This is a genomic window from Sporomusa sp. KB1, assembly GCF_007830295.1.
Lineage (GTDB): Bacteria > Bacillota > Negativicutes > Sporomusales > Sporomusaceae > Sporomusa.
Genome location: NZ_VLKC01000001.1, coordinates 642,735 through 666,129, shown reverse-complemented (window position 1 = coordinate 666,129; position 23,395 = coordinate 642,735). Strand labels below are relative to the sequence as shown.

The 23,395-nt window shown below is 44.6% G+C and carries 25 protein-coding genes and 1 riboswitch; of the genes, 22 read left to right on the top strand and 3 right to left on the bottom strand.

What is annotated here, in order from left to right; all coding sequences use genetic code 11:
* Nucleotides 1-143: 143 nt before the first annotated feature.
* The 5 genes from SALPA_RS02990 (at nucleotide 144) to SALPA_RS02970 (ending at nucleotide 5,147) form a co-directional block, all read left to right on the top strand.
* Nucleotides 144-1,865: a glutamine--tRNA ligase/YqeY domain fusion protein gene (locus tag SALPA_RS02990; RefSeq protein ID WP_255450739.1), complete on the top strand. Its 1,722-nt coding sequence runs from the start codon at nucleotides 144-146 to the stop codon at nucleotides 1,863-1,865.
* Nucleotides 1,866-1,941: 76 nt separating this feature from the next.
* On the top strand, nucleotides 1,942-2,694 hold the full coding sequence (locus tag SALPA_RS02985) for a YdcF family protein (RefSeq protein WP_145089643.1): 753 nt from the start codon (nucleotides 1,942-1,944) through the stop codon (nucleotides 2,692-2,694).
* Nucleotides 2,695-2,723: 29 nt separating this feature from the next.
* On the top strand, nucleotides 2,724-4,001 hold the full coding sequence (purD, locus tag SALPA_RS02980; protein WP_145089640.1) for a phosphoribosylamine--glycine ligase: 1,278 nt from the start codon (nucleotides 2,724-2,726) through the stop codon (nucleotides 3,999-4,001).
* Nucleotides 4,002-4,023: 22 nt separating this feature from the next.
* Nucleotides 4,024-4,536, top strand: coding sequence for a DUF456 domain-containing protein (locus tag SALPA_RS02975; RefSeq protein WP_186450885.1), 513 nt, complete (start codon nucleotides 4,024-4,026; stop codon nucleotides 4,534-4,536).
* A gap of 14 nt (nucleotides 4,537-4,550) precedes the next feature.
* Nucleotides 4,551-5,147 (top strand): TetR/AcrR family transcriptional regulator, encoded by a 597-nt coding sequence (locus tag SALPA_RS02970; protein WP_145089634.1) that lies wholly within the window; start codon nucleotides 4,551-4,553, stop codon nucleotides 5,145-5,147.
* A 33-nt stretch (nucleotides 5,148-5,180) separates the two neighbouring features.
* Here the strand turns inward: SALPA_RS02970 and SALPA_RS02965 are convergent, their stop codons facing one another.
* Nucleotides 5,181-5,999 (bottom strand): MetQ/NlpA family ABC transporter substrate-binding protein, encoded by an 819-nt coding sequence (locus tag SALPA_RS02965; RefSeq protein ID WP_145089631.1) that lies wholly within the window; start codon nucleotides 5,997-5,999, stop codon nucleotides 5,181-5,183.
* 104 nt (nucleotides 6,000-6,103) lie between these two features.
* A riboswitch (SAM riboswitch) is annotated at nucleotides 6,104-6,207 on the bottom strand.
* Between the two features lie 197 nt (nucleotides 6,208-6,404).
* Here SALPA_RS02965 and SALPA_RS02960 point away from each other — a divergent pair.
* Genes SALPA_RS02960 through SALPA_RS02950 form a run of 3 tightly spaced genes read left to right on the top strand, consistent with a single transcriptional unit; the run spans nucleotide 6,405 to nucleotide 8,425 of the window.
* Complete coding sequence (locus tag SALPA_RS02960; RefSeq protein ID WP_145089628.1) at nucleotides 6,405-6,701, top strand: YerC/YecD family TrpR-related protein; 297 nt, start codon at nucleotides 6,405-6,407, stop codon at nucleotides 6,699-6,701.
* Between the two features lie 19 nt (nucleotides 6,702-6,720).
* Nucleotides 6,721-7,905 carry an ATP phosphoribosyltransferase regulatory subunit gene (gene hisZ / locus SALPA_RS02955; protein ID WP_145089625.1) on the top strand — a complete coding sequence of 395 codons (1,185 nt, stop codon included), beginning with the start codon at nucleotides 6,721-6,723 and terminating at the stop codon, nucleotides 7,903-7,905.
* Complete coding sequence (locus tag SALPA_RS02950; protein ID WP_145089622.1) at nucleotides 7,898-8,425, top strand: HDIG domain-containing metalloprotein; 528 nt, start codon at nucleotides 7,898-7,900, stop codon at nucleotides 8,423-8,425. Before hisZ ends, SALPA_RS02950 begins: the two co-directional genes overlap by 8 nt.
* Here SALPA_RS02950 and SALPA_RS02945 read toward each other — a convergent pair.
* A complete protein-coding gene (locus SALPA_RS02945; protein WP_145089620.1) occupies nucleotides 8,422-9,378 on the bottom strand; it encodes a D-2-hydroxyacid dehydrogenase in 957 nt (318 codons plus the stop codon). The genes SALPA_RS02950 and SALPA_RS02945 overlap by 4 nt on opposite strands.
* 212 nt (nucleotides 9,379-9,590) lie before the next feature.
* On the opposite strand from SALPA_RS02945, the gene hisG reads away from it, so the two are divergent.
* The 12 genes from hisG to SALPA_RS02885 all read left to right on the top strand — a co-directional run bounded on the left by hisG (nucleotide 9,591) and on the right by SALPA_RS02885 (nucleotide 20,245).
* The gene (hisG, locus tag SALPA_RS02940; RefSeq protein ID WP_145089617.1) at nucleotides 9,591-10,256 is read left to right on the top strand and encodes an ATP phosphoribosyltransferase; all 666 of its coding nucleotides are present in this window, start codon (nucleotides 9,591-9,593) and stop codon (nucleotides 10,254-10,256) included.
* Entirely contained in the window at nucleotides 10,253-11,593 is a 1,341-nt protein-coding gene (gene hisD, locus SALPA_RS02935) for a histidinol dehydrogenase (RefSeq protein WP_145089614.1), read from the top strand. Before hisG ends, hisD begins: the two co-directional genes overlap by 4 nt.
* A gap of 1 nt (nucleotide 11,594) precedes the next feature.
* Nucleotides 11,595-12,638, top strand: a complete 1,044-nt coding sequence (gene hisC / locus SALPA_RS02930; protein WP_145089611.1) for a histidinol-phosphate transaminase — start codon at nucleotides 11,595-11,597, stop codon at nucleotides 12,636-12,638.
* Nucleotides 12,635-13,222, top strand: a complete 588-nt coding sequence (gene hisB, locus SALPA_RS02925) for an imidazoleglycerol-phosphate dehydratase HisB (RefSeq protein WP_145089607.1) — start codon at nucleotides 12,635-12,637, stop codon at nucleotides 13,220-13,222. Before hisC ends, hisB begins: the two co-directional genes overlap by 4 nt.
* Nucleotides 13,223-13,254: 32 nt before the next feature.
* The gene (gene hisH, locus SALPA_RS02920) at nucleotides 13,255-13,890 is read left to right on the top strand and encodes an imidazole glycerol phosphate synthase subunit HisH (RefSeq protein ID WP_145089604.1); all 636 of its coding nucleotides are present in this window, start codon (nucleotides 13,255-13,257) and stop codon (nucleotides 13,888-13,890) included.
* 160 nt (nucleotides 13,891-14,050) lie between these two features.
* Nucleotides 14,051-14,788, top strand: a complete 738-nt coding sequence (hisA, locus tag SALPA_RS02915) for a 1-(5-phosphoribosyl)-5-[(5-phosphoribosylamino)methylideneamino]imidazole-4-carboxamide isomerase (RefSeq protein WP_145089600.1) — start codon at nucleotides 14,051-14,053, stop codon at nucleotides 14,786-14,788.
* On the top strand, nucleotides 14,788-15,546 hold the full coding sequence (gene hisF, locus SALPA_RS02910) for an imidazole glycerol phosphate synthase subunit HisF (RefSeq protein ID WP_145089597.1): 759 nt from the start codon (nucleotides 14,788-14,790) through the stop codon (nucleotides 15,544-15,546). The genes hisA and hisF overlap by 1 nt, the downstream gene beginning before the upstream one ends.
* The gene (gene hisIE, locus SALPA_RS02905) at nucleotides 15,543-16,196 is read left to right on the top strand and encodes a bifunctional phosphoribosyl-AMP cyclohydrolase/phosphoribosyl-ATP diphosphatase HisIE (RefSeq protein ID WP_186450884.1); all 654 of its coding nucleotides are present in this window, start codon (nucleotides 15,543-15,545) and stop codon (nucleotides 16,194-16,196) included. The genes hisF and hisIE overlap by 4 nt, the downstream gene beginning before the upstream one ends.
* A gap of 211 nt (nucleotides 16,197-16,407) precedes the next feature.
* Nucleotides 16,408-17,136: a GntR family transcriptional regulator gene (locus SALPA_RS02900; RefSeq protein WP_145089591.1), complete on the top strand. Its 729-nt coding sequence runs from the start codon at nucleotides 16,408-16,410 to the stop codon at nucleotides 17,134-17,136.
* Nucleotides 17,137-17,140: 4 nt separating this feature from the next.
* Nucleotides 17,141-17,797: a B12-binding domain-containing protein gene (locus SALPA_RS02895; protein WP_145089588.1), complete on the top strand. Its 657-nt coding sequence runs from the start codon at nucleotides 17,141-17,143 to the stop codon at nucleotides 17,795-17,797.
* Nucleotides 17,798-17,810: 13 nt separating this feature from the next.
* Complete coding sequence (locus SALPA_RS02890) at nucleotides 17,811-18,524, top strand: DUF1638 domain-containing protein (protein WP_145089585.1); 714 nt, start codon at nucleotides 17,811-17,813, stop codon at nucleotides 18,522-18,524.
* A gap of 416 nt (nucleotides 18,525-18,940) precedes the next feature.
* On the top strand, nucleotides 18,941-20,245 hold the full coding sequence (locus SALPA_RS02885) for an S-layer homology domain-containing protein (RefSeq protein WP_145089582.1): 1,305 nt from the start codon (nucleotides 18,941-18,943) through the stop codon (nucleotides 20,243-20,245).
* Here the strand turns inward: SALPA_RS02885 and SALPA_RS02880 are convergent.
* Nucleotides 20,228-21,151 carry a LysR family transcriptional regulator gene (locus SALPA_RS02880; RefSeq protein WP_145089579.1) on the bottom strand — a complete coding sequence of 308 codons (924 nt, stop codon included), beginning with the start codon at nucleotides 21,149-21,151 and terminating at the stop codon, nucleotides 20,228-20,230. The two genes, SALPA_RS02885 and SALPA_RS02880, sit on opposite strands and share 18 nt — an antisense overlap.
* Nucleotides 21,152-21,451: 300 nt before the next feature.
* Here SALPA_RS02880 and SALPA_RS02875 point away from each other — a divergent pair, with 300 nt between their 5' ends.
* Both SALPA_RS02875 and SALPA_RS02870 read left to right on the top strand, forming a co-directional pair.
* The gene (locus tag SALPA_RS02875) at nucleotides 21,452-22,558 is read left to right on the top strand and encodes a uroporphyrinogen decarboxylase family protein (RefSeq protein ID WP_145089576.1); all 1,107 of its coding nucleotides are present in this window, start codon (nucleotides 21,452-21,454) and stop codon (nucleotides 22,556-22,558) included.
* Between the two features lie 235 nt (nucleotides 22,559-22,793).
* Entirely contained in the window at nucleotides 22,794-23,354 is a 561-nt protein-coding gene (locus tag SALPA_RS02870) for a DUF2284 domain-containing protein (protein WP_145089573.1), read from the top strand.
* Nucleotides 23,355-23,395: the final 41 nt, after the last annotated feature.

Sequence of the window (23,395 nt, the reverse complement as noted above, 5' to 3'; positions counted from 1 at the left end):
GAAAAGGGCTTTGAGTGAATATATACATAAATCACATAACGTATCAGGATAAAAAAATACCTAAAATACTCTTACTTGCTGGAAAGGATAGGAATGTTGTATAATGTAATGATATAAAGTGGACAATCTTAAGGAGGATTTGCATGAGTACCGAAATTGAAGCAATTGAAAAAGAGCCTGGCGCTAATCCTGCTATGCCTGCTAATTTTATCGAGGTTAGCATTAATGAAGATATAAAGACAGGGAAATATGGCGACCGGGTACATACACGATTTCCACCAGAGCCCAATGGCTATTTGCATATTGGTCATGCTAAGTCAATTTGTCTAAACTTTGGCTTGGCGATTAAATATGGCGGCAAATGCAACCTGCGTTTTGATGACACTAATCCTACTAAAGAGGATGTTGAGTATGTAGACTCAATCCAGGAAGATGTAAACTGGCTGGGGTTTGATTGGGATGACCGTAAATATTATGCCTCAGATTATTTTGGAAAAATATATGAGTTGACTATTGAGCTTATTAAAAAGGGCAAGGCCTATGTCTGTGATTTGACTGCCGAAGAGACCCGGCAATATCGTGGTACACTGACAGAACCGGGAAAAGAAAGCCCATATAGGAGTCGTACAGTGGAAGAAAACCTGGCACTTTTTGAAAAAATGCGTGCTGGCGAATTTCCAGAAGGTAGTCGGGTACTGCGAGCAAAAATTGATATGGCTTCACCTAATCTGAATATGCGGGACCCTGTTTTGTATCGTATTGTATACACAAAGCACCATCGCACCGGCGATACCTGGTGTATCTATCCCATGTATGATTATGCTCATCCGATTTCTGATTCGATTGAGAATATAACTCATTCCATTTGCACGCTTGAATTCGAAGACCATCGGCCGCTGTATGACTGGACGCTGGCTACATTAGGCATTTATCAAAGCCGGCAGATTGAGTTTGCCAGGCTGAATATAACGAATACTATTATGAGTAAGCGTTACCTGCGCCGACTGGTAGAAGAAGGCTATGTCAGCGGCTGGGATGATCCCCGGATGCCGACGATCTCTGGCCTGCGGAGGCGAGGGTTTACCCCTGAATCTATCCGCGATTTTTGTGATCGCATTGGTGTGGCTAAAAGTAACAGCCTTGTGGATGTTGCCATGCTGGAACACTGTATCAGAGAAGACCTTAACACAAAAGCACCGCGCGTGATGGGAGTGCTTAAACCCTTAAAAGTGATCATTGACAACTATCCTGCGGACCAGGTAGAAGAATTAGTAGCAGAAAATAATCCGGAAAATCCCGCAATGGGTTCACGGACAATGCCATTTTCCCGGGAAATATATATTGAGCAAGATGATTTTATGGAAGATCCGCCGAAAAAATTCTTCCGCTTGGCTCCAGGCAAGGAAGTTCGATTGAAACAGGCCTACATAATCAAATGTGAGCAAGTAGTCAAGGACGAACAAACTGGCGAGATCGTAGAACTACACTGCTCCTATGATCCGGATACCAAGAGCGGCAGCGGTACTGCCAATCGTAAGGTTAAGGGTGTGCTGCACTGGGTATCAGCTGCCCAGGCAGTGAAAGCCGAGGTGCGTCTCTATGATTATCTGTTACTTGATAATCAAGACCACGAAGAAGCAGAAGGGACGGCTAAGGATTTTGTAGATTCACTAAACCCGAACTCGCTGGAAGTGCTGGCTAATTGTTTAATTGAGCCCAGTATCAAAACAGCCCAAGTGGGTAATCGGTTTCAGTTCATGCGGAACGGCTATTTTTCCCTTGATCGTGAATCCACATCGCAAATGCCGGTATTTAACCGCATTGTGTCGCTGAAGGATTCCTGGGCCAAGCAAGAGAAAAAATAGCAGTGGAAAAGACTTTTGTCTGCAGGAATGTTGACAAAAGTCTTTCTGTAACATTTGAGAGACGGGGTATTGGTAAGTGTTGGTTTTGATAAAATTTTTATACATAACCTTTTTGTTGCCGCCAGGCTTATTTATTGCTGCGTTAACTGTATGTTGTGTATGGCTGCATAGGCACAAACAACGGGGAGTAGGAGCGCTGGCAGTGATAACGGCGCTCTTGTATCTCATTTCCATTCCGTTGGTGGGGGATTGGTTACTGCGATCTTTAGAGAGCCGTTACCAGCCACCGTCAACCGTTAGTGGTGATGTTATTGTCGTGCTGGGAGGCGGAGCAACAGCAGACACACCTAATGTGCATGGCAAAGGGCATTTGATGGGCTCGGCTGCCAACCGCTTACTGACAGCAGCGCAGCTATACCATAGTACTGGTGCACCAATCATCATTTCCGGGGGACAGGTATTTGCCAATACCGGCAAGGAGGCAGAAATCGCACGCCATATCCTGTTGGGAATAGGTATTCCTAATGAGAAGATCATTGTGGAAGGGCAGAGCCTTAATACTACTGACAATGCTAAATTCACCAGGCAGATTTTAGCGGAACGGGCTTTTACAAATCCCATTCTGGTTACTTCGGCTTTTCACATGGAGCGCTCAGTGGGGCAGTTTACCAAATATAATATGACCGTATTGCCCTATCCTACCGACTATCAAACAAATACTCGCTTTATCTTTGAATGGAATCAATTGTGGCCTCGGGCTGACGCTTTCTATAACAGTCAGCTAGTTATTAAAGAATATCTTGGGCTGCTGGCTATACGTTGGTTTTAATGTAACTGTATACATGAAGGAGTGGTAATTTGAAAATTTTACTTATCGGTGGCGGTGGGCGTGAGCATGCATTGGCTTGGAAATTGGCGCAAAGCCCCCGGGTAGAAAAAATATACTGTGTTCCGGGAAATCCCGGAATTGCGGCTGTGGCTGAATGTGTGGCTATTGATATAACAGATAATGAGGCTTTGGGTAAATTTGCGCTTGAACACAACATCGGCTTAACTGTTGTTGGCCCGGAGTTACCGCTAACCAACGGTCTTGCCGATCATTTTGCTGCGCTTAATCTGAAAGTATTTGGTCCATCCCAAAAGGCAGCGCAACTAGAGGGTTCTAAAGTTTTTGCCAAAGAGATTATGCATAAATATCATATTCCCACGGCCGCCTCGGCTGCCTTTACTGACATTGACGATGCACTGGCCTATATAAAGGAGCAAGGTGCGCCGATTGTGGTTAAAGCTGACGGACTGGCTGCCGGTAAAGGTGTCGTTGTTGCCATGACAATTGAAGAAGCTGTTGATGCCGTTACCATGATGATGAGAGATAAGGCTTTTGGTAATGCTGGCAATTTGGTGGTTATTGAGGAATATCTGGCAGGAGAAGAAGCCTCCCTGCTGGCCTTTACCGATGGTATTACGGTTGTACCGATGGTTGCAGCTCAGGATCATAAGCGGGTATTTGACAATGATCAGGGGCCCAACACCGGTGGGATGGGAACATATGCTCCGGCCCCGGTTGTTACTCCGGCTGTGCGGGAACAAGTACGGCGTGAGGTCTTGCAGCCAGTTGTCGATGCTATGCGGCAGGAAGGTATCGTTTATCAGGGTTGTCTGTATGCTGGGTTGATGATTACGGCTCAGGGGCCAAAGGTTATTGAATTCAATGCTCGTTTTGGAGATCCCGAGACCCAGGTCGTGCTACCGCTTTTAGCCAGTGATTTGGTGGATATCATGGAAGCCTGTGCGGATGGAAGATTGGCTGATATAACCATCGAATGGGAAGACAAGGCCGCTGTATGTGTTGTGCTGGCAGCGGGTGGGTATCCTGGGAGTTATAATAAAGGGGATAAAATCACCGGTCTTGATCAAGCTGAATCACAAGGGGCAATGGTATTTCATGCTGGAACAGGCACGGTTAGCGGCCAGATCGTGACCCACGGTGGCCGGGTACTTGGTGTAACGGCGGTAGCCGCTAATCTCCGGGAAGCGGTAGATAAGGTTTATCAGGCTGTACCAGTGATAAAATTTGATGGTATGCAGTACCGTAAAGACATTGCTCATAGGGCGTTTAATCGGAGCGACAGATGAGAGCGTTGAAGAGGTGTACGCTTTGGATGCAGGTTTAATAGCCAGCAATTTACTGGTTATTGTGGTTACAGTTGTTGGTATTGGTCTGACGGCTATCGGCCTGCCTGGCAATTGGTTGATATTTTTTGCTGCTTTGGGCTATGGATATTTGGAAAGCTTTACCCATATGAATACTACTGTGCTGCTGCTGCTTTTTGGCGCGCTGTTAACAGGAGAACTGGCCGAATTTGTTGCCGGATCACTGGGAGCTAAAAGGGAAAATGCCTCGCGTGCAGCCATTGCAGCAGCTTTTATTGGCGGTATTGCCGGCGGTATAATCGGTACAGGATTTATGCCCGGACTTGGTTCCATTGCCGGGGCGATCGGTGCCTCCTTTGCTGCCGGATATTTAGCGGAGTATGCGTCTACTGGAAACCAGGAAAGGGCAACCAGGGTAGCCAAAAGTATTGTCATTGGTCAGGCATTGGGTTTAATCTTTAAGTTAGCTGTAGCCATCGGGATGGTGGTGTTTTTAATCTCCCAGCTAACGTGGTGACAGGAGGAAGTACGATGAAACGTCAGCAAATACTGGAAGCCGCTTATACTATTTTCTCCCGCAAAGGGTATCATCGTGCTACAGTGGATGAAATTATTGCGCTGGCTGACACCGGTAAGGGTACAGTATATAAGTATTTTGTCAATAAAGAACAGCTCTTTTATACCCTTATAAAAGAACGAAGTGCCAATTTTGAGGCAGAACTTAAGGAAATTGCAGCTCTTACTGAACCAGCTTTGAACAAAGTGAAAAAGGCTATCAAGATATTTTTGGAATTTTATGTTGCTAATGCTGATTTGTGGCGGGTGCTCATGCATGAGATGCGAGGCTTAGGTCATGAAGAACCATCAAACTTCACCGAGGCGCAGCGCGAAAAATATCGCGAAAGATTTGTGCATACCATCGGGATATTGCAAGCTATCTTGCAAGAGGGGATAGAACAGGGTACTATCCGTAATTGTGATATACATAAAGCTGCTCATGGTTTGTTCAGCGTCATTGTTATGATGGTATTTCAGGGTTTTGTTGATGATAGTAGTGAATCCATTGATACGGCAGCCAACGGTATCACCGATATTTTCCTTTATGGTGTTGCTACGTTAAAAAAGTGAGTCAGGGGATTTCCCTGACTCACTTTTTTAAACTTAAAATGCGGGTACAATGGCGCCTTGATATTTTTCATTAATAAACTTCTTAACTTCTTCGGAAGTTAGGGCTTTGGTCAATTTTTGAATTTCAGGACGGTTTTCATCGCCTTTGCGAACAGTGAGGATATTAACATAGGGTGAGTCTTTTTGTTCAGTAAACAGAGCATCTTTGCTGGGGACAAGCTTGGCTTCCAGTGCATAGTTAGTGTTAATGACGGCTAAAGTAAGGTCATCAAGCGAACGCGGTAGTTGCGCAGCTTCAAGCTCGCGGATTTTTACGCTTTTGGGGTTATCAGTGATGTCGCTAATCGTAGCAGTAACACCGGCGCCATCTTTAAGTTTAATAATGCCGGCTTTGGCTAGCAGGGCTAGTGCGCGGCCGCCGTTGGTGGGGTCATTGGGGATGCCGATTGATGCACCGTTTTCCAGATCATTCAGGTTTTTGACTTTTTTGGAGTAAATACCCATTGGTTCGATATGTACAGCAGCAGTGTAAGTCAGATCAAGGTTGCGTTCGGCGCTAAACTTGGTCAGATAAGGGATGTGCTGAAAAAAATTGGCGTCCAGTTCTTTTTCCGCCACAGCCATGTTGGGACGGACATAATCGCTCATCTCGACAATAACCAGGTTGATGCCTTCTTTTTCAAGTATTGGTTTGACAACATTGAGAATCTCAGCATGCGGCACGGCGGTCGCGCCAACTTTAATTGTTTTCTTATCAGCAGCTGACGGTGCAGGGGTGCTTTTGCCGCAACCAGTGATAAAGGCAGACAAGGCTAATACTGCAATTATTACTAACAGGGTAAACTTCTTCATAAAATGATTCCTCCTACTATTCATTTCAAATAACTAGAAGCCAAAATCCTCCTTTCGAAAAAAAGTAAGCCTCTTCGGCAGTCCGAAGAGACTTGTTGTCCAGTTCTTCATCTGCCAGGAGGTAATCCTGTGGAATTGGCACCGTTCGCAGATGCGATGGTTGCCGCGGCGTCATCGGGCCATTCCCTCAACCAGCTCTTGATGAACAATATTTGAATTTATAAATTTTATATTAGCATGCATAAGGAGAGCTGTCAACAAAAAGAAGTGGTATTTTGTGTAAAAAAACGGGGATTTTATAGAAGAGGTTTTACCTGAATAAAGATGAAAAGTATTAAAGAAGGAAAATCTGGGTAAATGGCGAATAAATATACAATAGCAAGTATTTACAGGGAGGCTAGAAGTATGCCTACAAATCCTAAATTGAAAGATAGGCTTACCGATCAGCTGTTTAGAGGAATTTTATCGCTAAGCAGTGAAGAGGAATGTTATCAATTTTTTGAAGACGTATGCACAATTGGTGAACTTAAAGCGATGGCTCAGCGCCTGGAAGTGGCGCGATTGTTAAAGGCAGGCGTTATTTATGACGATATTGTTGCTGCTACCGGTGCCAGTACAGCGACTATCAGCAGGGTTAAACGCTGTCTGTATTATGGTGCCGATGGCTATAAGACAGTATTAGATAAAATAGAAAACAGCTGACTAGAATGGAGTGTACACAATGAACAGAAATAATTTTGTGCCGCAAATTCCCTATGGAACACGTGATCTGCTGCCACGAGAGGCAAAACAAAAGCGCATTGTAGAGGGAGCTCTGGCCGAGTTGTTTTCCCGTTGGGGTTATGATGAAGTAGTAACGCCAACTTTTGAATATATGGAAACGATAACGCTGGGTACAGGCAATGCGATCCAAGAGCATATGTTTAAGTTTTTTGACAAGAATAATCGTACGTTAGCACTGCGCCCTGATATGACAACACCGATTGCACGGGTAGCTGCGACAAGATTTAAAGAACGGCCGCTGCCGCTGAGATTGTTTTATCTTACTAATGTATTTCGGCATGAGCAGGCGCAGGCTGGAAGACAGTGTGAATTTTACCAGGCTGGGATTGAACTGTTAGGGGCTCCGGGACCAGCTGCTGATGCTGAGATTATCGCGTTGGCGGTCGAAGCCATGCTGGAGGCAGGCTTAACTAATTTCCAGATCGGTTTAGGTCAAGTTGCATTTATTAACGGTCTGATGGCAGAGAGTGGCTTAACTCAGCGGGATCAGCAAAAAGTAAAATATGCTATGGTTACTCGCGATTTGGTGGGTTTGGGTGAGGTTTTGGCCCAAAGCGACCTTAGTCAGGCTGCCAGGGAGATATTTCAGCAAGTTCCGCTCTTACATGGACGGGAGGATATGCTCAGGGCAGCTTACCGGCTTGTTACTAACGAACAAAGCCGCGCCGCACTGGATAATCTGGCCGATATCCATAAGCTCTTAGCAGGTTATGGCGTTGAACGGTATGTCAATTTTGATCTGGGCATCATTCGCGATTTTGATTATTATACAGGCATGGTTTTTGAGGCCTATACACCTGGCCTGGGCTTTCCGTTATGCGGTGGTGGCCGTTATGATACCATGCTGGCTTCTTTGGGTGTTCCTAATCCGGCCACCGGTTTTGCGCTTGGTATCGAACGGATGCTGCTGGCACTGGAACGCCAGGGGATTGACGTTAGTGTACGCGGTAAAGATGTATATATTGCCTGGGCAGAAGGTAAACTGGCTGAGGCTATTGAAGCGGCCAAGGGATACCGTAAAGCAGGCCGCCGAACAGAATTAGCGCTGGCTGGTTGTTCAAAGACGGTTGCTGAAAAGGCTGCTAATGAACAAGGCTATGAAGAACTGATATATATTGAATAAACGCGTTAAGCAGGTCATTGCAGCGCTTACCGCCCGGATTAACGAAGTTGATAAGGTTTTTATCGACAAATACCTAAATAAGGCGCAGGCCGCCCTGTTTTGGCAAATGAATCTGCCTGACCAACGGCATGCCTTGAATGTAGCGTATACAGCGCTGGAGCTTGCTGCCGGTCAAGCGGCTGTTAATCAAGAACTACTTATACAATGTGCGCTTTTACATGATGTCGGCAAGGTTAAAGGTGATGTTAGTACTGCCGATAAAATTATTACTGTTATTTTTGACAGGTTTGCGCCGCTGTGGGCAAAAGCTTGGGGAAAAATGGGGCGGGGCAGCAAAATAGACAATCTCCGTCATGCTGTCTATATCTATTATCATCATGCCGAACGCGGGGCGGCTATGCTGAGTGCAGCCGGTTTGTCCCCAGAGCTAACCATGCTTGTTGCAAGACATCATGAGGCTCCGGCGGTTGGTGAACCACCGGAGCTTACGCTGCTTAAAAAGGCCGACAGTCTAAACTAATAGCCTTTACCTTTATCAACAAGGTTTATCATATCCCGGCCCTGGATAAACCGGGTAAGATTATCAGCAAATAACTTGATGGCCCGGTCAAGGTAAGCCGGTGATAATGCGGCAACATGGGGTGTGATAATAACATTAGGCATAGTCCACAGCGGACTGGATTCCGGCAAGGGTTCATGAGTAAACACGTCCAGGCCGGCGCCGCGAATTAGTTTTTGCTCTAAGGCTGTGACCAAATCGGCCTCATTCACAATTCCACCTCTGGCAATGTTGAAGAAATAGGCTGAAGGCTTCATAATAGTAAACTGCTTCAGCCCAATCAGATTTTTGGTGTTTTCCGTCAGCGGTAAAGCAACAACGACATAGTCGGCCTGAGCCAGCATTTCCTGAAGACTATCACTATCTGGCAGATACAGCTTGTCTACAAACAATTCAGTAGTCATTTCCTGTTTACTGGCAAGGACTGTCATACCTAACGCCTTGGCCTTTTTGGCAATCTCTCGCCCAATAGCACCAAGGCCGATGATGGCAAGAGTATGTTCGTGTAATTCGTCTGTTGGCACTCTCTCCCATATTCTTGCATTTTGCTGACGAATGCTTAAGGTAAGTCCCCGGCTAAAAGCCAGCATCATGGCTAACAGATGTTCAGAGACAGGAATACTATGGATGCCCTTGGAATTCGTGAGTATGGTGTCGGCGGCCTGAATTTCTGGAAACAGCAGTTTCTCAACTCCGGCACTTAACGCATGAATCCATTCTAAGTGAGGGGCAGCTTGATACAGATGCTGGGTTTCAGCCCAGCCCCAGGTTACTAGGATATGACACTCCGGCATATGTTCGGGGACTGTTTTTTCATCACTTACAATTATATTTATATTAGGCTCAGCAGCCTTAATGACTTCTTTATGCCGGTCAGCCAGTGGGTTGAGCACAACAATATTAAGAACAGCCATAGTGAACCCTCCTTATATAAGGTTATTATCTTGCCAAGTACTTCTACATATACAGCTAGTTTTCCTACCTAAGACGAAAAAGCTGGCAATCTTGTGGAACCGTTTTTTGCAAAGGAAAATTCAAATCAGCATATTGACGTTAATAGTATACAGTGTTAATATATTATCATGTTAATTCTTTAATTAACTAAAGAGAAAAACAGGAGGCGGCCATGACCTCAAATGATATGGATTATTTAACAATAGCTTTGCCTAAAGGAAAACTTTTTGAGCATTCGGTAAGCATGCTGACCAAAATCGGCTATACGGCCGAAGGGCTTAGCGAAAACTCGCGCAAACTGGTTATTGCCAATGAGGCAGAGAAAATCCGTTTTATTATTACTAAGACAGCTGATTTACCTACCTATGTAGAATATGGTGCGGCTGATATCGGGATAATTGGCAAAGACGTACTTTTAGAAGGCAACAAAGATGTCTATGAGTTGCTTGATTTAAAATTCGGCTTCTGTCGGATGATGGTAGCCGTGCCTCAGGCACTGAAACAAGAAAAACTAAGTGACTATGCTCATATGCGGGTGGCTACAAAGTATCCCCGGGTTGCTGAGAGTTTCTTTCATAGTGTTGGTATTCAGATGGAGATTATTAAGCTTAACGGTTCCATTGAACTTGCGCCCATGGTGGGACTGGCGGAGATCATTGTTGACATAGTGGAAACTGGTCGTACTCTCAAGGAGAATAACCTTGTGGAAATTGCGCAAATTCATCCGGCAACCGCCCGGTTTATTGCTAACCGGGTAAGCTTTAAAATGAAATTTGACCGGATAAATAAGATGGTTGAAGGATTAAAACCACTAATAGAAAGTGAGAGCAAAGCATGAAAAGGATTCACAGCAGTTTTTTAAATAAACAAGAAATGATTGAATTACTGGAAAAACCAGCCTTTGATAAAGTTGTATTAGGTATTGGCGGACGTGCCAAAGTAAAGGAAACATTTGGTGAAGACCTGTCAGCCCAGCAGGTTGTGGAACGTATTGTTGAAGATGTCCGGCGTCAGGGCAATGAAGCGGTACAAAAATATACGAAGTTAATTGATGGCGCCGATATTACGGACGCTATGCTGGAAGTAACACCGGCTGAGATTGAAAGCGCGATTGCCGGGGCTGATAAGGAAGTACTTGACGCCCTGGAAGCGGCGGTGGCTAATGTCAAGCGGTTTCATGTCGAGCAACTGCCTAAATCCTGGTTTACTGAGCGGGAACAGGGTGCGATTCTGGGACAGAAATGCACGCCGCTTGACCGGGTAGGCATTTATGTTCCTGGCGGTACAGCAGCCTATCCGTCATCAGTGATTATGAATGCTGTACCGGCGGCAGTGGCCGGGGTAAAAGAGATTATTATGGTTGTGCCGCCTAGCCGGGAGGGCAAGGTAAATCCTTATGTCCTCGCGGCGGCAAAGCTAGCCGGAGTTACAAGAATCTTCAAGGTTGGCGGCGCACAGGCAGTGGCTGCTCTGGCATTTGGCACCGAAACCATTCCTAAAGTAGATAAAATTACCGGCCCTGGTAATATTTTTGTTACGCTAGCCAAGAAGGCTGTCTATGGTCATGTTGATATTGATATGCTGGCCGGACCTAGCGAAATTCTCATTGTGGCCGACAGCACGGCTGACCCCAAATATGTGGCAGCAGATATGCTGAGTCAGGCTGAACATGATGTATTAGCCTCAAGCATTCTTATTACCGACAGCACTGAATTGTCGATAAAAGTATCTAAAGAAGTAGATAGTCAATTGGCTGCATTATCACGTAAGGATATTGCCGCCCAATCGATTGACGATAATGGCTTGATTATTATTACCAAAGATATAGCAGAGGCTGTTGAATTGGCTAACATTTCGGCTCCAGAGCATTTGGAACTATTAACAGCCGAACCGTTCAAGCTGCTGCCGTATGTACGGCATGCAGGTGCTGTCTTTATGGGACACTATTCGCCAGAGCCGCTTGGCGATTATTTTGCCGGACCCAACCATGTACTGCCGACCGGCGGTACAGCACGTTTTTATTCAGTGCTCAATGTGGAGACCTTTATGAAAAAAACCAGTATTATTGCCTATACCCAGGAAGCTTTGGCAGCTGTCAGCAACCAGATCATCAAGCTGGCGGAAGCCGAAGGGCTGACGGCACACGCTAATGCTGTAAGATTGAGGGGGAATTAGGATGTTTGTACCCCGTAGTGGGTTAGAAGTTTTAAAACCATATTCTGTGGAAGAAATTCAGTGGCCTATCAGACTTGATGCCAATGAGAATCCGAATGATATGCCACAGGCTATTAAAACCAAGGTCATTGAAAAACTGGCAGCATTGCCATTTAACCGCTATCCTGAAATTAGCGCCCAGTCCCTAAAAGAAACTATTGCTGCTGGTTTTGGCTTAACAGCGGCTAATGTACTTATCGGTAATGGCTCCAGTGAAATTTTAGAGGCACTGTGCTATGCCTTTGGCGGTGCTGGTCGCAGTATTGTGTATCCCAGTCCCTCGTTTTCCATGTACGGCATTTATGCTAAGCTGGCAGACAGCCAACCTGTGCCTGTTGCACTCAATGCCGATTACACCCTTGATGCTGATAAACTGCTGGCAGCAGCAAATGAAGCAGCAGCCAGCGTGGTCTTGCTATGTAATCCCAACAACCCAACAGGTGTGGTATTGCCGCCGGCGCAGATTGAATATATTGTTGCCAATACCAAGAGTCTGGTGGTTGTTGACGAAGCTTATCATGAGTTTTACGGAAAATCGTCGGTGAATTTGCTGGGAAAATATCCGAATCTTGCCATTGCCCGCACCTTTTCCAAAGCCTATGGCCTGGCAGCTGCCAGGGTGGGTTATCTTTTAGCCGGTGAAGACATTGCCCAAACTATCGGTAAAGTATTGTTACCTTACAATGTAAATGCCTTAACATTGGCAACAGCCGAGATCGTATATAACATGCGTCAGGAATTTGCGGTCAGCCTGGCTGAAAATAGCCGTGAACGGGAGCGCATGACAGCAGCGCTTGGTGCTATTGCTGGTGTAACGGTATATCCGTCTCAAACTAATTTTCTGCTAATCAAGAGTGATACTATGGCAGCTATGGTTGCGCGTCTGAGTGCCCGGGGCATTGGCATTCGCGATTTTAGTACTGCACCAGGACTTACTGACTGTATCCGGATTGGCATAGGAACACCGGACGAAAACAAGGCTGTATTGGAGGCTGTTACTGCATGATCCGTACTGCTAGCCTGGAACGAGTCACCGGGGAGACCGCCATAGAAATATCATTGAATCTTGACGGCTGCGGCCAGTCGCAAATTGCCACAGGTATTGGTTTTTTTGATCATATGCTGATTTTATTCAGCAAACACGGACTATTTGATTTGACGGTGGCAGCAAAGGGCGATATATATGTGGACGGGCATCACACGGTGGAAGACACCGGCATTGTCCTTGGGCAGGCCTTGGCCCAAGCCTTGGGTGACAAAGCTGGAATAAAGCGTTATGGTACAGCCTTTGTACCTATGGATGAAGCGCTGGCCATGGTGTCACTTGATATTAGCGGCAGGCCTTTTCTGGTTTTTGATGCCACTTTGCCCAATGAGCAAGTCGGTCAGTTTGACAGTGAGTTAACGGAAGAATTTTTGCGGGCCCTCAGTGTTCATGCCGGACTTACTTTGCATGTGAAGCTCTTATCAGGCAAGAATACCCATCATAGTATTGAAGCTATCTTCAAGGCGTTGGGTCGGGCACTGGATGAAGCTACACGGCAGGATGACAGGATTAAAGGTGTAATGTCAACTAAAGGAATGTTGTAGGGGAAGGTTATTAGAATAAAGGAGGCGCAGTGATGGCGCTTAAGACCTTAGCAATTATTGATTATGGTATGGGCAACCTGCACAGTGTGTCCAAAGCCTTAGCCAAGTTAAACGCCGAAAATGATGGTCAATATACTATTGTTGTTACCAGCGATCCGGCAGTCATCAGTAGTGCCGCCAAGGTAGTACTGCCCGGGGTAGGGGCTTTTGGTGATTGTATGGCTAATTTGAATAGCTATGGCCTTGTTGCTACTATTAAAGAAGTGGCTGGGCGGGGCACACCTTTTCTTGGCATTTGCCTGGGGCTGCAATTGTTATTTGATGGCAGCGAAGAAGACACTGGTGTGCCAGGACTGGGAATTTTGCCAGGAATGGTACAAAAAATTATTGCTCCTGCCCTTAAGATTCCCCATATGGGTTGGAACAGCTTGGCGTTTAAAACACCAAGTCCGTTATTTGCCGGACTGCCGGCAAACCCTTATGTCTATTTCGTTCATAGCTATCATGCTGTGCCGGAGAAGCAGGACGTTGTTACCGCTGTGGCTGAGTATGGCAGCGCTATTACAGCTGCTGTCGGCTGTGGCAATGTGCAGGCTGTGCAGTTCCATCCCGAAAAATCAAGTGCAACAGGGTTGGCTATTTTGGCTAACTTTTTAAAGTGTGTTTAGAAACACACTACCTTAATATATGAGACTGGTCCCAAATGCTTAGATGCTAGGCGCGACAAGAACGGGAGCGAAGGCGTACTGGGTTGGTACGTTGAGCGAGCGCTCGCAGGAGCAACAACGCAGATGAGCGTTTGGGGACAGTCTCGGAGGAGTTGAGATTATGATTATCTTCCCAGCAATCGATATTCGCGGTGGACGCTGTGTTCGTCTCACTGAGGGACGTTTTGATAAGGAAACAGTATTTGCCGATAATCCTGCTGATATGGCTCGCAAATGGGCGGCTGCCGGGGCCGAGTACCTTCATGTCGTTGACTTGGACGGCGCATTAGCCGGCAAATCGGTTAATCTTGAAGTAGTCAGCACTATCGTAGAGACAGTGAATATTCCGGTACAACTAGGCGGCGGTATTCGTACACTTGCCAATATAGAACAAGTACTTAAAGCTGGTGTTAGCCGGGTAATTCTAGGTTCTGTTGCTGTCCGTAGCCCCGAACTGGTACGGGAGGCCTGCCGCCATTTTGGCAGTCAGATTGTTGTGGGTATTGACGCACGCGATGGTCAGGCGGCTGTAGATGGCTGGGAAGTATCCGGCGGTGTGGGCGCAGAGGAACTAGCCAAGAAGATGGCTGATGCTGGTGTGGCTCGCATTATTTACACTGATATATCACGGGATGGCACTCTGCAGGGTGTTAATGTGGCGGCAACCGCCTCGCTGGCTAAGGCAGCCGGTATTCCGGTTATTGCCTCTGGCGGGGTGAAAAGTACTGACGATATTACGGCCCTCCAAGCAGCTAATACTGAGGGCGGTATTGAGGGTGTTATTGTCGGCAAAGCCATCTACACGGGTGCCGTTGATGTAGCAGCCGCTATTCGTCTGGCCAAGGAGGGCAGAGCTTAATGTATACCAAACGAATTATTCCCTGTCTGGATGTCAAAGACGGGCGGGTGGTAAAAGGCACAAATTTCGTTGGTTTACGGGATGCTGGCGACCCGGTGGAACTAGCTAAGGTATATGATGGTAAACTAGCTGATGAACTGGTTTTTTTAGACATCACAGCTTCCTCTGATAAGCGTAAGACCATAGTAGATGTAGTGGAGCAGGTAGCTGCTGAAGTATTTATTCCTTTTACTGTGGGTGGTGGTATCCGTACGGTAGAGGATATCAGGACAATGCTTAAAGCCGGAGCCGATAAGGTTTCCCTTAATACGGCAGCTGTCAAAAATCCGGAACTCTTGGCCGAAGGTGCTAAACGTTTTGGCCGCCAGTGTATTGTGCTGGCCGTCGATGCTCGCAAGTCCGGCCAGGATACCTGGGAAGTCTATGTTAATGGTGGCCGGACGCCGACAGGCATTGATGTGTTAGAATGGGTCAAGCGGGCTACTGAGCTGGGAGCCGGAGAAATTCTCCTAACAAGTATGGATAAAGACGGCACCAAAGATGGCTATGATATTCTCCTTACCAAGGCAGTATCTGAGGCTGTCAATGTACCGGTTATTGCGTCTGGTGGTGCAGGCGAGATGGAACATTTTTATGACGTATTAACAGCCGGGAAGGCCGATGCGGTACTGGCAGCGTCGGTGTTCCATTATGGTCAATTTACTGTCGGGCAGGTTAAAGAATATCTTAGATCACGGGGGGTAGAAATGAGATTATGAATATAGATACCATAAAATATGATGCTAACGGCCTAGTGCCGGCAATTATTCAAGATGAAGTTACCGGAACGGTGTTGATGCTAGCCTACATGAATGCCGAGGCATTGAGCAAAACACTGGAAAGCGGTGTAACCTGGTTTTATAGCCGCAGCCGCCGTGCGCTCTGGCAGAAAGGTGAAACCTCCGGCCATGTACAGACTGTAAAAGAAATGTATTATGACTGTGACGCAGACACTATTTTAGTTAAAGTAAGTCAAACCGGAGCAGCTTGTCATGAAGGAACATTCTCCTGCTTTAGCCGCAGGCTGGATGCTGATACCGAGCAGGCGGCAAAACTGTTTGATCCGGATAAAGTATATAAAGAGCCGCTGGCTGGCGTATTATATGAGCTTTACAATGTCATCAACGACCGCAAGCATAACCCTAAAGAGGGCTCTTATACCAATTACCTGTTTGAAAAAGGACAGGATAAGATTCTGAAAAAAGTCGGTGAAGAAGCCGCCGAAACCATTATCGCATCGAAGAATAACGACAAAGCTGAGATTCTGTATGAAATGGCTGATCTTTGGTATCACTGCCTGGTACTCTTAGCCAACCACAATATTACGCCAAGTGAGCTGTTTGAGGAACTGAAAAAACGCCGGAAATAATAGCTAGCTATATATTTTTTTGCTACCGATTTGTAGCCGAGGAAGCCTTGGAACCTGACAAAGTCAGGATTCCAAGGCTTTCTTCATTAACAGGTTCGAATATTTTTAGCTATGTAATGAAAAATTGACACACGTATTAGCTTTCGTGTAAACTATATATAGATGTATAGATCGCTAAATAGACAGTGTTGGCTTTCGAAGGAAGGGTACTATGAGAAGTCGTGAGAACCTGATACCGGTTTATTATCGTTTGGCTGACGACATAAAACAGCAAATTGAAGCTGGTGTGTTAAAAGACGGGGATTTGATTCCGACAGAAGCACAGCTCGGCGAGCAATACGCCATAAGCCGGATGACTGTACGGCAAGGCATAGCCCTGCTGGCAGAGGCTGGTTTAATTGCTACAGTTAAAGGCAAAGGCAGTTTTGTTACCCGTCCCCGCCTAAATCAGTTGGTTATTGATCTAACGAACAGTGGTGTCAGCAAAGAGCAGCTACGGTATAAGCTTGTAAGCGTCAACTTAATTCGTAATAACTTGGAATTAGCTCATGAATTGGGCCTTTCCGGGGAGACCAATGTTATTGCAGTAAAACGCTTACTGTTCAAAGATCAGTTACCTGTGGCTATTGAGGAAAAGTTTCTGCGGTACCAAAAAGGAAAACCACTTTTGGAAACACAACTGGAATATGCGGATTTCCCTGAATTGGTTGCTAAACATCAGGATAGTGTACCTGTTCGCAATGATATGGTAATATCGGTGGCAGTTTTGTCTGCTGAGCAGGCTAAATTGTTAGAAGCAGAGGAAGTACTACCGGCATTGGTAGTAAAACAAGTTATTTATGCTAAAGAGGACAAACCGCTGGGTGTATCCATTATGGTTTGTCACAAAGACCGATTTGAATTAAAGGCTACCTCATACCCACTTTCAGGAAGGTTGTGAGATTATGCTAAAAATCCAAAAGATGTTAGTTGGTGCTATGGCCAGACTAGACGAAACCATGGTGATGAATCTAGTTAAACAAGGTCTCCAGATGGGGATTAATCCCTATGTTCTATTGGAAGAAATCAGAATAGGGACTGACCGGGTAGGCGAGCTTTACAGTAAAGGCGAGTATTTTTTATCAGACCTAATTATGGCTTCTGAAATTTTTAAAGATGTGCTGACCCTGGTAAATCAAGATCGGGTGGTTACAGCTGTAGTTTCCTATCCCACTGTTATTTTTGGAACGGTGGAAGATGACATTCACGATATTGGCAAAAATATCACAACAGGTATTATGCGTTATAACGGTTTTGACATCTGTGATCTGGGGGTTGATGTACCTGGACCCAAATTTATTGAAGCTATTGAAAAGTATAATAGCCGGGTTGTCTGTTTAACTGGACTTATTACCGAGGCTTTTGATTCCATGAAAAATACAATTGCGTTGTTGAAAGAAGCCGGACTTCGTTCCCGGACTACGGTCATCATTGGTGGATTGGTCAATGAAAGTGTAAAAAACTATACAGGAGCCGATTATTGGGCTACTGATTGTACCAAGGTAAACGAATTATGTCGGAATATTCTTGTAAATAATAAGCGAATTATGCAATCTTCGTAAAGGAAGTGAGCAGTTGAGGACGGCAATATTAGCATGCCAGACACTCAAGGCGGAACTTACCTTGGCAATCAAAGAGACCAGGGTAGATTTCCCAATAATTTATGTTGAATCCGGACTACACAAAACACCTGAATTATTGCATAACAGAATTCAGGAAGAAATCAATCGGATTGATAATGTTGATGTCATCCTACTGTTATTTGGCTATTGTGGCAATAGTCTGCTTGGTATTAAGTCTGATAAGACCAAACTGGTGCTTCCCAAGGTGGATGACTGCATTCCTTTGCTATTGGGATCGTGTGAAGCCAGAAAAAATATAACCAAGGAAATGGGAACCTACTTTCTAACGCAAGGTTGGTTGGAGTATGAGGATAATCTGCTCAGAGAATATGACCGTTGTATCAAGCGCTATGGGCAGTCTAGAACCGCCAAGATAATGAAAATCTTGCTGGGACATTATAAACGTTTTATGCTGATTGATACAGGTGCTTATCCGGTTGAAAATGTATTACCACAGACCCAAGAGCTTGCTGAACGGCTCAATATGTGTCATGAAGTCATTCCTGGTTCGCTGCGTTTATTTTATAAGCTGCTGCGAGGGGAGTGGGATGAGGAATTTTTGATCCTGGAACCAGGAAAAGCTGTTGCAATGAGTGATATTTGCAGTGGTAGTAATCAGCAGGAGTTTAGTCAAAATATAGCCTTACAATTGTGTGCCAACAAGTAAAAACACAAAAGAAAAAGTTCTGAATCCGTTATTTAATGGGTTCAGAACTTTTTTTGTATCAAGGCTGTCTCCCAGTCGAAAAAGAAATTGGCAATTTAAGTAAAAAACAAATAAGTTTAGTATGATTGTTGGGCATAGTTTTCGGAATTATAGGAATTTGACGACACTTGGTATATGTGGATAACATATATAATATGAAATGCATGCAAGATTGCACTAGGTTATGTGAATATGACAGTGTTGTCTCATGCATAGGCTTACCTAGTATCAAATTAATGCAGGGGGGGATTTATGTAGAAAGCCAGCAATTTTTAGTACGCAGCTTATTCCAGTATGACAATAATTGGATTCGTGCTAGTAAACATTTCCTACAGTAGAACAATCTAAAAAAACAAAAAGAACAGGTGGGGGAAATAATGAAAAAGCCGTTAATTGCTTTAGTTATTATGATGATTTTCTGTATTTCCAATATGGCTTTCGCTGCAAACAATAGCTTTAGCGACCTTCCGTCTAAGCACTGGGCGTATGATGCCGTAACCAAACTAGCTAATGCCGGCATAGTCGATGGTGTTGGCGACGGTACTTTCCGCGGTGATAAAACTATGACCAGATATGAAATGGCGCTTATTGTGGCTAATGCACTAACGAAGGAAGATAAGGCTAATGCCGAAAACAAGGCGTTACTGGAGAAGCTATCAACTGAATTTTCTAACGAATTGTCAGGTTTAGGTGTACGTGTTAAGAACCTGGAAGATAAAGATGCCAATAGTTTGAAAATCACTGGTGTTGCACAAATCAGGCATGAATGGACCAAGAATCCGCGTGCACTTGTACCTGACGCAGCGCTTGGCGGTGACCCGTATTATACTGGTCAACCAGCTGATAAATCGGAACTCCGCTCTGCTTTGTACGTATTTATCGACAAAAAGTTTGACAGCAATCATTATTTTCACGCGATAATCGGCAATGACTCTATCGGAGGCGATACGAGAACTGATAGTCCGATGGAGTTTGAGGAAGCGTACTATGCCAGCAAAAATGGTAACTTTGAGTGGGCCGCAGGAAGATTTGCGCCAACAATTGGCAAAGGATTATTATTTAGTGCGCCCTACCTGGATGGCGGAAAAGTGAGCTTCGGCAAAGATGTAAAAACAACTATTTATTCTGGTAAAAAAACAGATTACTCATGGCTGTTAGCCGATACGCAGTTTAAATTGAACGAGCATACAAGCATGTTATTTGCTTATAATGCCGATAAACATAAAGAGTATTATAATTCAAAAGCAGTGGGATTAGAATATACCGGGATACCTAATATCAACCTGAAAGGTGAGTATGGTGTAAACACTGCAGTCAATGCTAAAGCTGTAAATGACGGCAATTCTCCTAAGGGAATGTATATTAAGGCAAAATATAAAGGTGCAAATCCGTTCGCAGTAGGGTCAGCAGGTGCATGGGTAGGTTACCGGAAAGGTGACAATGGTTTTGATTCGCATCAATATACTGGTGCATTATCGGCTCCAAATAACTGGACATATCCTGCTCAAGGCAGCAGTATCAATGATGTAAAAGGTTTTGAGTACGGGGTTGAAGTAACGGTTGCGCCACATGCGATGCTTTCGTTCATCTATGGAGATCTGGAAGCTATAAAAGTAGGCGGCGATGGTTTAGCCGACAAGAGTCAGAAATTCTTGATTAGTCAGTTAACCTGGGTTTTCTAAGGGTAACTGTAATCCAATATCTATATTATCAAGTACCTTCAAAAAAAGTGAGACAGCAGGGTTGTGGTGCTCCTTTTTCCAGGTAGCCATAATGTTATTATAAGCATCCTCTCCTTGCATGCCGACGATAGAAATGCTAGGGGGAATAGTCTGGGTTAACTTTGGATCTTTTAACATAAAGGAAACACCCATACCTGCTTCCACTAACCAATATATACTTTCCATACGAGTCGATTTAATGGGTATATTTGGTGTGAATCCCCGTTTCCCACAAAAATCGATGAACCAGTCATATCCCTGCCGGCATTCTGTTTCATAAAGCAGGATAAAGGGGTCTTGAGCTAAAACCGAGATATCAATAGAGGCTTCATCAGCATAAGGGTGATTATTAGGCAAAAGAAAACATAACGGGCAACGGTGAACTAAACGCTGCATAAACCGGGAAGGTTTTAAATTATCCCCAAGCATGACAACAAAACCAAGATCTAATTCTTCCTGATCCAAGTCATCCTCAATCATTTTGAGGGTGAGGATACGAACATCTATGCTTATTTGAGGGTAAAGTGCTTTGAATCGTTTCAGGGCATGAGGAAGAAAAACACCTTCGATCCCAAAACAGCCAATTTTTAGGCTGCCGCGTATGCCGCGTTGGGCTTGCCGGGTCTTTTCAATGACTTCGCCCACCTTTACGATAAGACTATTGCCTTCACGTAATAAAGTTTTCCCGGCTGGTGTTAGTTCAAGTGAACGGTGGTGACGGATAAACAATTCGACGCCTAATTCTTCTTCAAGCTCGGCAATCTGCTTACTTAGGGCCGACTGTCCGATATAGATTCGTTTGGCAGCTTCGGTGAAGCTGAGATACTGTGCAACCGTTATAAAAGAACGCAAATTGCGTATATCCATAGTATATATCCTCCTCTTGATTGGACAAGCTATCTATTACAATAATAATATAGCAGACGCAAAAAAGGTAGTGTCTGCTAAAATATCTATGATTATTAGGAATAGTTTGTGGAATTACAGGAATTTGACCAAATTATCAGACAGGTGTACCATGAATATGAAGCGTAAGACTCCGTAGCTACCCATTGGGAATACTGGGCATGCAGTAATCGGATAGTGAACTTGTTTCAGCATAGCTGAAACATCGGCGGGAGTCTTAACTCGCCGCAAAAGATAAAATTTTATGGAGAGTGAACATTTATGAAAACAGCACAAGAACTACTTTTAGAACGTAAAACCAGAGTTCATAAAGCCATTTCTTTGGAAAAACCTGATAGAACACCGGTAATAATAATGGCTGATGCTTTTTGCGCTACTCATATGGGTGTAAAGATGGCTGATTTTTGTTCAAGCCTTGCCATGCAGAATCAAACAATGTTAAATTCTGCAAAAGCACTGGGTGATATTGACGGCATGAATTCGGTTTTTGCCGCAGGGCCGGTGTTTCCGTTAATATTTATGACCCATGTTAAACTTCCCGGCAAGGAATTGCCGGAAAATGCCTTATGGCAGCTTGATGAAAAGGAAGTAATGAAAGTCGAAGATTATGATACGATTCTTGCTAAGGGCTGGGCGCCTTTTATGCAGGATTATTTAGTAAATCGGCTGCATTACCCGCTTGGCCGGACGATGGAAGAATTAGCGCAAACTCCTCAGTTTGTTAAAAACTTCGAAGATGCCGGTTATATGGTCTACTCGCCGATTATTGCTACAGCTGTTCCGGAACTGCTCGGCGGCGGTCGTTCAATGCCCAAATTCATGCATGATCTCTACAAAATTCCTGATAAAGTAGAGGCTGTTTTGGATGTTATTCAAAAAGAAAGCCTGGAGACATTGCGTCAGCAAATCAGGGCTACAAATTCCTCCATTGTCTTTATGTCTCCAGCTCGTGGCGCCAGTGAGTTTTTCTCGCCGAAACTGTGGCAGCGTTTTGTTTGGAAATATCTCAAAGAAACAATTGATGTAATTATCGAAGAAGGGGCGGCAGCCGATATCCATATTGATTCTAACTGGGGACGGGATCTTGAGTTCTTCCGCACTCTGCCAAAAGGAAAATGCATATTTGAAACAGATAGTGCCACTGATATTTACAAAGTAAAAGAAGTCCTTGGCGATATGATGTGCATTAAGGGCGATGTTCCAGCAGCCAAGTTGGCACTGGGTACACCAGATGAGGTATATAACTATTCTACGCAATTGGTTAAAGATATGGGCCCCGGCTTCATACTCTCTTCCGGTTGTTCCGTACCACCAAATGCAAAAGTAGAGAATGTTAAAGCTATGATTTCAGCTGCTACCGGTAAATAAAAGTACAGGACTAGTATCGACATTATAAAAGTAGCAGCCTGACAGCCATTGACTGTCAGGCTGCTACTTTATAAGTATTCTTGACAAGCTGTATGTATTCAAATATTATATAGATGTATATATAATATTTATAAACTAGCTGATAGCTATGTGATTAAATACATTAAAATTTTTGCTAACGCAGAAGCTGCCAGGAAATGATGGTATTAGTCTTGCAAGCAGGGAGGTAATTTACATGGTTGATAGTAATGAAGAATTAGTACAGGATGCCTTAGCAGCTAAAGCCGATCATGCGGCCATTGCCGAGGTAGCGAAAATCAAATTTGTCGCGGACTTTAGAAAAGCCTGCGAGCAAAATGTATGCAGAAAATATAATACCAATTGGGTATGCCCGCCTGCTGTCGGACCGTTTGATGAATTGAAAGCGCGGGCCTGTCAGTATACGCACGGACTCTTGTTCCAGACTGTCCATCAGATGAAAAGTTCATTTGACTGGAAAGGCATGCTGGCTGCCAAGAAGATTCATGATGGCGTGTTTCGAGACATTTTGGCTAGTGTAAAAAATAAACATAAAATGCAGAAAGTTCTTCCCTTAAATGCAGGTTCCTGCGAATTCTGTGCTAAATGTGCCTATTTGGATAATGAGCCCTGCCGATTTCCGGAAGAAGCCTTCGCGTCAGTGGAGGCCTATGGAATTGATGTTATTCATTTAGAAAAAACCTGTGGAATTCCGTACTATAATGGAAAGAATACAGTGTCCTATGTAGGACTTATACTGTTTAATAGCGAAGAGTAGTAGGAGAACCTAAAAAGAACCAGGAACCGTGTTGCGGAGAC

Coding starts and splice junctions, on each gene's coding strand:
- SALPA_RS02870 (WP_145089573.1), top strand. CDS start 22,794: ATGGTTGATAGTAATGAAGAATTAGTACAGGATGCCTTAGCAGCTAAA.
- hisB (WP_145089607.1), top strand. CDS start 12,635: ATGATCCGTACTGCTAGCCTGGAACGAGTCACCGGGGAGACCGCCATA.
- SALPA_RS02895 (WP_145089588.1), top strand. CDS start 17,141: ATGCTAAAAATCCAAAAGATGTTAGTTGGTGCTATGGCCAGACTAGAC.
- hisIE (WP_186450884.1), top strand. CDS start 15,543: ATGAATATAGATACCATAAAATATGATGCTAACGGCCTAGTGCCGGCA.
- SALPA_RS02900 (WP_145089591.1), top strand. CDS start 16,408: ATGAGAAGTCGTGAGAACCTGATACCGGTTTATTATCGTTTGGCTGAC.
- SALPA_RS02970 (WP_145089634.1), top strand. CDS start 4,551: ATGAAACGTCAGCAAATACTGGAAGCCGCTTATACTATTTTCTCCCGC.
- SALPA_RS02875 (WP_145089576.1), top strand. CDS start 21,452: ATGAAAACAGCACAAGAACTACTTTTAGAACGTAAAACCAGAGTTCAT.
- hisG (WP_145089617.1), top strand. CDS start 9,591: ATGACCTCAAATGATATGGATTATTTAACAATAGCTTTGCCTAAAGGA.
- hisF (WP_145089597.1), top strand. CDS start 14,788: ATGTATACCAAACGAATTATTCCCTGTCTGGATGTCAAAGACGGGCGG.
- SALPA_RS02945 (WP_145089620.1), bottom strand. CDS start 9,378: ATGGCTGTTCTTAATATTGTTGTGCTCAACCCACTGGCTGACCGGCAT.
- hisZ (WP_145089625.1), top strand. CDS start 6,721: ATGAACAGAAATAATTTTGTGCCGCAAATTCCCTATGGAACACGTGAT.
- SALPA_RS02960 (WP_145089628.1), top strand. CDS start 6,405: ATGCCTACAAATCCTAAATTGAAAGATAGGCTTACCGATCAGCTGTTT.
- SALPA_RS02885 (WP_145089582.1), top strand. CDS start 18,941: ATGAAAAAGCCGTTAATTGCTTTAGTTATTATGATGATTTTCTGTATT.
- SALPA_RS02965 (WP_145089631.1), bottom strand. CDS start 5,999: ATGAAGAAGTTTACCCTGTTAGTAATAATTGCAGTATTAGCCTTGTCT.
- hisC (WP_145089611.1), top strand. CDS start 11,595: ATGTTTGTACCCCGTAGTGGGTTAGAAGTTTTAAAACCATATTCTGTG.
- hisH (WP_145089604.1), top strand. CDS start 13,255: ATGGCGCTTAAGACCTTAGCAATTATTGATTATGGTATGGGCAACCTG.
- hisA (WP_145089600.1), top strand. CDS start 14,051: ATGATTATCTTCCCAGCAATCGATATTCGCGGTGGACGCTGTGTTCGT.
- SALPA_RS02880 (WP_145089579.1), bottom strand. CDS start 21,151: ATGGATATACGCAATTTGCGTTCTTTTATAACGGTTGCACAGTATCTC.
- SALPA_RS02990 (WP_255450739.1), top strand. CDS start 144: ATGAGTACCGAAATTGAAGCAATTGAAAAAGAGCCTGGCGCTAATCCT.
- hisD (WP_145089614.1), top strand. CDS start 10,253: ATGAAAAGGATTCACAGCAGTTTTTTAAATAAACAAGAAATGATTGAA.